Source organism: Staphylococcus rostri (assembly GCF_002902145.1).
Taxonomy (GTDB): Bacteria; Bacillota; Bacilli; order Staphylococcales; family Staphylococcaceae; genus Staphylococcus; species Staphylococcus rostri.
In genome coordinates this window covers 20,979-28,455 of the sequence record NZ_PPRF01000059.1, presented here as the reverse complement: position 1 = coordinate 28,455, position 7,477 = coordinate 20,979, and the positions used below count along the sequence as shown (strand labels likewise).

Sequence of the window (7,477 nt, the reverse complement as noted above, 5' to 3'; positions counted from 1 at the left end):
TATCCATGACAAAGCCCTGATTAAATGTTTTTTAACATCTAATCAGGGCTTTTTACAAAAGAGGCTTAGAACGAATTATGTCCCAGCCCCTTTTTATATTATGACTGTTTAATTTGAATCAATTGGTGTCGATGATTGAAAAAATGGCGATAACTTAAATACGTGCTGACGAAAGCAGAAATAATTGTCGCTGTTGTATGAATAAAGACAACCATTAATTGGAATTTAATCGCTTCTAAAGGTGGCACACCTGCGATAATAAGCCCCGTCATCATCCCTGGTATTGACACCAGTCCATACGTTTTGACAGAATCAATCGTTGGTACAATCGCTACTTTTATACTTTCTCGAATGGCGTCTTTAGCAGCAAGTGACGGTGGCGCCCCCAGTGATAACTTCGCTTCAATCGAGGCAATTTCTTTTGTAAAAATACGATCCAAGTTTTGATAACTTAAATTAATGGCAATCATACCGTTACTACCAACCATACCAGCAATTGGAATCAGTTCATTGGGTTTCATGCTAATAGCGCCTGTTAACAGGACACCACCTAACGAAATAATCGCCCCTGACATAATCGCCGCAAACGATACCCAAAATACGTGTTTCATAATGGACGATGCGCGTTTGCGTGTGTTGGCTGCAGCATTCACCATAATTACCACGATTAATGCTAATACGATCCATGTCGTTTCTAATTTAAAGACAAATTCTAATAAATAGCCGATAATAACGAGCTGAATCACTGCACGAATCGCAGCAATAAATAAATCTTTCGCAATAAAAAGACGTTCTTTATATGAAATAATCATTGGAATAAGTAATAACAGTGCGGTTAACATTAAGGATGTTGTGCTCATCATATCGCATCCCCCTCCTTACGTAACACACCATTTTCAATTACAATACGACGGTCAAAGTGACGGTGGCTTTGTGCATCATCATGCGTAATCCACAATACAGCCGTGCCTTGTCTCACTAAGTCAAAAATAAGCTGCTCAATCAAATCACTATTTTCATGATCTAACGCACTTGTTGCTTCGTCTAATAATAAAATATCTGGACGATACATCAATTGTCTTGCTATCGTAACACGTTGCTTTTCCCCACCGGACATACGTTGCACAGCATCTGACAAGCGATATTTTTGTAAGCCAACCGCTGTCATTAATGCTTCTGCACGCGCTTTATCAAACGTATCTTTTCTTACTACAGCAGGAAAGGACAAGTTGTCGGCAACTGTTTTACCAAACAACTCAACACTTTGCGATAAGTAACTGACTCGCAAGCGCAATGCTTCTGGTGTATATGTATCGTATGCTTGACCGTTAAAATAAATAGTGCCTTCCGTTGGGGTAATGAGGTCGCCAATAATACGAAGCAACGTACTTTTACCACTTCCCGACGGTCCAATAACCGCAACCGCTTCCCCTTTTTTCACCGTCAATGAAATATCATCTAAAATGCGACGATCGTCGATACAATAACCTATATTTTTAAGCTCTAACATATTCATTCGTCACACCCGTATATGTCATATAGTAATAATCATGGTTATAAAGTTGTTGCTCTTTTTTCACTTCAAAACCTAACTTTTTGTATAAATATAGTGCCCCTTCATTATCATAATCACAATTCAAGCTCCACGTCGTTTCTTGGTTACTCTCAATTAAATCCTTGAGCAACTGACTCGCGACACCTCTACCACGGTATTCTGGAAATGTCGCCACAGATTCAATGTAAGTATCTGTTGTATCCGACTCCATAACCGGAAGTGGCGTCACAGTCGATAGTGGCATTGTCTCTGCTACAGCTAACGATGCCCATGCAGTTTCATACATTTGTTCATGAGCGCCTGGATAAGCTACAATCATCCCTGCAACATTGCCATCTATTTCATATACACGCACGTGGCTCAAGTGGTTGCGATAATGTACTTTCGTCGTACTCTGCTCAATCGCTTCAATCACTTGTGCTTTCGGATAACGCGTCACAATTTCTAACTCCATATCTTGCCAAATAATATACGTCAGTTCGGCAATCGCATGGATATCTTTTTCTTCCGCTTTCCTAATCATTATTCACAACTCCTTTATCAGATGTTTCTCTGTGTTCATTGTAGCCGATAACACATGATTTCAAAAGTAAAATAGCACAAATTATAGAAAATACGTTCCTAAAACTTCACAAACAGAGAACATATGTTCTACAATAAACGTGAGGTGATCATCTATGAAAAATTCACATTTGCCTATGAACTATCATCATGAAACAGACTATCGTAAAATCCCCCGCGAATATTTAGAGACGAACATTCCCAACGGACGTGGCATCGTCAAATGGGCCCCTTTCGCAACATTGCCTGAACAATTTGCGAGACTTAAGCAATTTGAAAGCGACCAAGCTAAACGTGACCGGCCTATATTAAGTGATGATCGGCTATATGAATTAAACTACATGTTGCATTTAAAGTTGTCGAAAAATGAATCAGCAACATTCCACTACTGGTATGACGGTGCGATAAAGTCTACACATGGTTATATCCTGAGCATCCATAGTCAAAACCAGACACTTATCGTGTCCAATCAACAACGCACACATGAAGTCATTATCCCCCTTAACACGCTCTATGCCATTGATTAAAAATGACAAAAAGCGTGCGGTCTGTCACACATATATTGTGTTTCATTACCGCACGCTTACATTAAGATAAAGTATATAGTTGAAAAATCACACAGATAATACCACTAAAGTTCACTAATATGAAGGTCGTGTTAATTGAAAGCGCCCGCCCTTGCATAGGCTTAGACACAATCAGCTTGTGTACTGGGAAACAGATAAACGGTGTCCCAACTTCATTCCTAAAACATTTTTGCTTTAGTTCTGTCAATTATCCATGGAATATTAATAGAATGACGACTGCTACAATTTGAGCAACAGTTGTCGTCGCAATACGTCGTGTATAGGCATAACTTACACCCAATACAAGTTGACATACAAAGATAAATGCTACAATCCACCAGCGATCTAGGTAGATAAAAAACGTACTCGATACAATCGCACAAATTACAATGCTCTGCCATGCGTGCTTAAATTTTAAATCTAATTCTTTATGCAAAATAGCACGTAAATACAATTCATGACATGGCATCACAAATAATAATGTGACAAGCATTTGCCATTTAAAGTAAACACCTGTACGTGACAATTGTTTAATTAAAGACATGTATGTTAAATCTTTCGTCATCAACGAGAAGATAACTTGTATGAGCACAAGTATCACACCTGCGATTAAACCTATTCCAACTGATGTAAGTAATCTTTTGGATGCAATATCACGTTGATAAAACACATAACTAATAGCAGCAATGAGCATAATACCTGTATATAATTGCCAGTAAACATTATGCTGGCCCCACATCAAGATTAAAATGATGTGGAATACAATAAAGCTTGAAATAAACCATAGTAGCGGTTTGCTGATGTTTTTCATAATACCTTATCCTTTTTGTTCTACAATTTTATAACGTTTGTGATTAATGACCGTTTTTTCAGGTAAGTCAAGTGTTGCAAAGTTCTCCATGATTGTTAAATCAACAATAACCGAGTTATCATTAATTTTTTCAACTTTTCCTCTTATACCATCGTGGAATTCTACAATATCGCCTACTTCTGCAATTGTCATCACATTCGCCCCCTTAAAAATTAACTAGCCTATATTGTACTAAAGTTTACACCTTAAATAAACTATTTCCGTCATATTTTGGTATTTAGTCATATTATTCTCAGTATACAATTCAATTATTGGAAAAAAGTCCAAAAATGGTGCATAACTATATCTAAGGGCATATTTGGGTACAAAGGAGAAAACAGTAATGAAATTTATTAGTAACAACAATAACACGGACCCAACACTAAACTTGGCTATGGAAGAGTACGTACTTAAAACCGTACCAATGGACGAAGATGAAAGCTACTTCTTATTCTATGTCAACAGACCGTCTATTATCGTTGGGAAAAACCAAAATACAATTGAAGAAGTACATCAAGCATACATTGATGAACATGGTATCGACGTTGTGCGCCGTATATCAGGTGGCGGTGCTGTTTATCATGATTTTGGTAATTTAAACTTCAGCTTTATCACAAAAGATGATGGTCAAAGCTTCCATAACTTCAAAAAGTTCACACAACCAATCGTTGACGCACTTAACGAAATGGGCGTTGATGCTGAAATGACTGGTCGTAACGACATTCAAGTAGGACAAGCTAAAATTTCAGGTAACGCTATGGTAAAAGTGAAAGACCGTATGTTTAGCCACGGCACACTCATGTTGAACAGTGAATTAGATGAAGTACAAAACGCACTAAAAGTAAATCCAGCAAAAATCCAATCTAAAGGTGTTAAATCGGTTAGAAAACGTGTAGCGAATATCGTTGAATTTTTGGAAGAACCCATTGATATTGATACTTTCAAATCGATTATATTGAAGCAACTGTTCGGTGACGAAGCTGTTGAAACGTATCATTTAACAGATGAAGACTGGCAAAACATTGAGCAACTTGCGAATGAAAAATATCGTACATGGGATTGGAACTACGGCAAAAATCCAAAATATAACTTTGAACGTGAACATAAATTTGAAAAAGGCTTTGTTCAAATTAAACTAGACGTGAAAAAAGGACAAATCGAACACGCTAAAATTTTCGGCGACTTCTTTGGAGAAGGAAATGTTGAAGAGTTGGAACGTGCACTTGAAGGCGTGACACATCAAAAAGCAGCCATTCATGAAGCATTAAAAGACTTCGATATCCATCACTATTTTGGTGCGATTCCAAAAGATGAACTTATCGACTTAATGGTATAACAAAAATAACAAGGACTATTCATTTATATTTTCATGAATAGTCCTTGTTATTTTGCTATCGAATGACACGAGGAATTAGACAATGTTCTGCGCCTCCAACTCATTATATTCTTCAGTATAAGTAATAAAATCCTCTTTGTTTTTGTTCATTAACGCCTCATCAATCAATTGCGCTAATTGTTCTTTTCTGTGTTGTTTCAACGCTGCCTCAATCACTAATTCTGCACCTAATCGATTCACTGCTTGCATGGGGTTAACGGGTACTTGCTGTTTCACATCAATTTTATGTTTCATGATGTTTCCTCCTCTGAATGTTGTTTGTTTTTGATATTACACAGTATACCGAATCGATAAATAAAATGCAATAAGTTTTCTGAATTTTTTCAAGTTTTTAAAGAATAAAAATATCATCTATTTGTATGTAATATTCAGAATTCAATATTGACAAGATTTTGTTACGTTCTATAATTAAGTTTATATAGAGAGTTAAATATTTTGAAAGGATGTTGCTTATGAATCAACCAAGCAAAACACCGTATGTCATTGACGCAAATGTGATGCTGATCAAACCTATTAGTGGACCTGAAGGCGCTTATACCCGAACCGAGCTACTCTATACCACTGGTAAAAAGAAAGTTCAGAAAATGCGCCCCTTACGATTTATTGAATCCGCATGTCGCCATCGCTACAACTCTTATTTGCACATTAAATCGGAAGTCAGATCATTAACCGGTATCTCCAGTAAACCACCCTTCTTTATTCCCGGACCACAATCCATTACCTTTTTCTCCACCCATTCAGATCGCGTTTTAGAAAGCTGTTGGATTAATATCAACTATGTAGACAAAATTGAAGGCTACAAAACAGGCAAATCTAAAATCTATTTAACTGGCGGATATACCGTTGTCGTCAACGTTTCCCAGTACACGTTACTCCATCAATATCAGAATGGTATCCATTTAGCCTACACACTGCTCCGTCGAGAAATTGACGCTGGTGAACTCGTTAAAAAGTTTGATGAAGTACAACATGATGAGTTAATCAACGTACTCCGTGACTTTGTGAATGTCTTCAAAGAAATACGCCTCGCATTAATTACTGAACAGCGACACTACATCCCCAAAATCGCAGAAGACCCTCCTCATAAAAATTATTAGCTACGTTAACTACCTCTCAATAAGGACAAATTATTCCATATAACAATTCTTTATATCGCAATAATTCTTACAATGTTGTTATTTATGACTTATCCACTTAATTATTATGACATCCGAACAATGTACGACTTAGCTTAGCATGACTTAATTCGCATATCGTCTCATTTCCACACAAAAATAATGTGAACAACAGTAACGTTAACAGAACATCTACTTCCATGGTGTAAATGTTCTGTTAACTTTTTTTGATAATCGCTTGATTTATCCCGTGATATTGTTATAATAATATTTGTGTTAAGAAAACACATCATTATTCCACAGTAGCTCAGTGGTAGAGCTATCGGCTGTTAACCGATCGGTCGTAGGTTCGAGTCCTACCTGTGGAGCCATGGAAACGTACTCAAGTTGGCTGAAGAGGCGCCCCTGCTAAGGGTGTAGGTCGCGAAAGCGGCGCGAGGGTTCAAATCCCTCCGTTTCCGTTAATTGCTTATATTTCGTTAATACACCGTTATATCTCGTGAACGTAAACGTTGATATAACGGTGTTTTGTTGCATTTCGTTAAAACTCGTTGAATGTCGTATTTCGTGCTAAACGTCCCCAAAACGTCCCCGCAACATCGGAAAGTAAAAAAAAACGTCCCCGAGACGTCCCCAAGTTTTTTATTCTTAAATAACCCCACCTATTTTCCAGGTGGGGTTGTGTTTTGTTCGAGTTGCTTTTGATAATTATATAGCTTTTCAGCATTCTTCAAAGTCAAATTTTCTATGAGTCTTTCGCCACGACGCATAGCATTGATATTGCCATAACTTACTCCAGTATCTTTATTAATTTGATAGCTTGATACTTCTTTGTTATCAATAAGGTTTTTTATTGTATCGTATAATTCGTTGTAACTGTTCATTTTTTTCGGCATGAGACGCTTAGTTTTTATAAAGTTAGTAATAGTATAAGGTTAATCACTGATAGTATTAAAGTTAATATGAGTATTACAAGAATAACTCTCTCTTTTTTTATATTTGCCATCTTTAGCACCTCCATTTATAATGAGGTAAAGGGCTTGCGCCCTTACCTATTTAGCATTTTAGCATGAGTGTTACAATGAGCATTATTATTTGTATGATGAGCCCTGCACCGGCTATCATCAACATCTTTTCATTGTAGCGCTCTTCTTTTAATCTTTTCTTACGTCTCACGCCTCCCTCACCTCCTTAACTATATTATAGCTCATTTGAGTAATATTTTCAACCCTTTTTTACTATATTTTTCTATATTTCACTATCTTTTATGTCTTTTACTATATTTTTCCTAATTTTTTGCCTAAAAATAACCGCACCAGTTATGGTACGGCTTAGAAATAAAAATGTTTTAATTATAAATTGGTGCAACTTGATTAGCTGTATTAAGCGGTTTTTTTAATACCTTTTGCAATATTGTCATTTCTTGTTTTGACT

10 protein-coding genes and 2 tRNA genes are annotated in these 7,477 nt (G+C 36.7%); 5 read left to right on the top strand and 7 right to left on the bottom strand.

What is annotated here, in order from left to right:
- Nucleotides 1-98 precede the first annotated feature (98 nt).
- From CD122_RS08840 to CD122_RS08830, 3 genes are read right to left on the bottom strand one after another with little or no spacing between them, the layout of a single operon-like run.
- Complete coding sequence (locus CD122_RS08840; RefSeq protein ID WP_103358618.1) at nt 99-863, bottom strand: ABC transporter permease; 765 nt, start codon at nt 861-863, stop codon at nt 99-101.
- Entirely contained in the window at nt 860-1,510 is a 651-nt protein-coding gene (locus tag CD122_RS08835) for an ABC transporter ATP-binding protein (protein WP_103358622.1), read from the bottom strand. Before CD122_RS08835 ends, CD122_RS08840 begins: the two co-directional genes overlap by 4 nt.
- Nucleotides 1,497-2,078 (bottom strand): GNAT family N-acetyltransferase, encoded by a 582-nt coding sequence (locus CD122_RS08830; protein ID WP_103358617.1) that lies wholly within the window; start codon nt 2,076-2,078, stop codon nt 1,497-1,499. Before CD122_RS08830 ends, CD122_RS08835 begins: the two co-directional genes overlap by 14 nt.
- 154 nt (nt 2,079-2,232) lie before the next feature.
- Between CD122_RS08830 and CD122_RS08825 the strand changes: the two genes are divergently transcribed.
- Nucleotides 2,233-2,643, top strand: coding sequence for a YolD-like family protein (locus CD122_RS08825; RefSeq protein WP_103358616.1), 411 nt, complete (start codon nt 2,233-2,235; stop codon nt 2,641-2,643).
- 247 nt (nt 2,644-2,890) lie between these two features.
- Here the strand turns inward: CD122_RS08825 and CD122_RS08820 are convergent, their stop codons facing one another.
- Complete coding sequence (locus CD122_RS08820; protein WP_103358615.1) at nt 2,891-3,493, bottom strand: CPBP family glutamic-type intramembrane protease; 603 nt, start codon at nt 3,491-3,493, stop codon at nt 2,891-2,893.
- Nucleotides 3,494-3,499: 6 nt separating this feature from the next.
- Complete coding sequence (locus tag CD122_RS08815; RefSeq protein WP_103358614.1) at nt 3,500-3,685, bottom strand: YkvS family protein; 186 nt, start codon at nt 3,683-3,685, stop codon at nt 3,500-3,502.
- A 190-nt stretch (nt 3,686-3,875) separates the two neighbouring features.
- Here CD122_RS08815 and CD122_RS08810 point away from each other — a divergent pair, with 190 nt between their 5' ends.
- On the top strand, nt 3,876-4,868 hold the full coding sequence (locus CD122_RS08810) for a lipoate--protein ligase (protein ID WP_103358613.1): 993 nt from the start codon (nt 3,876-3,878) through the stop codon (nt 4,866-4,868).
- A 75-nt stretch (nt 4,869-4,943) separates the two neighbouring features.
- On the opposite strand, the gene CD122_RS08805 is transcribed toward CD122_RS08810, so the two are convergent.
- A complete protein-coding gene (locus tag CD122_RS08805) occupies nt 4,944-5,162 on the bottom strand; it encodes an IDEAL domain-containing protein (protein WP_103358612.1) in 219 nt (72 codons plus the stop codon).
- A 218-nt stretch (nt 5,163-5,380) separates the two neighbouring features.
- Between CD122_RS08805 and CD122_RS08800 the strand changes: the two genes are divergently transcribed.
- The 3 genes from CD122_RS08800 to CD122_RS08790 all read left to right on the top strand — a co-directional run bounded on the left by CD122_RS08800 (nt 5,381) and on the right by CD122_RS08790 (nt 6,504).
- Nucleotides 5,381-6,025, top strand: a complete 645-nt coding sequence (locus CD122_RS08800) for a competence protein ComK (protein ID WP_169926500.1) — start codon at nt 5,381-5,383, stop codon at nt 6,023-6,025.
- Nucleotides 6,026-6,339: 314 nt separating this feature from the next.
- Nucleotides 6,340-6,414, top strand: a tRNA-Asn gene (locus tag CD122_RS08795).
- 1 nt (nt 6,415) lies between these two features.
- A tRNA-Ser gene (locus CD122_RS08790) sits at nt 6,416-6,504 on the top strand.
- Between the two features lie 201 nt (nt 6,505-6,705).
- Here CD122_RS08790 and CD122_RS08785 read toward each other — a convergent pair.
- A complete protein-coding gene (locus CD122_RS08785; protein ID WP_103358621.1) occupies nt 6,706-6,927 on the bottom strand; it encodes a hypothetical protein in 222 nt (73 codons plus the stop codon).
- Nucleotides 6,928-7,477 lie beyond the last annotated feature (550 nt).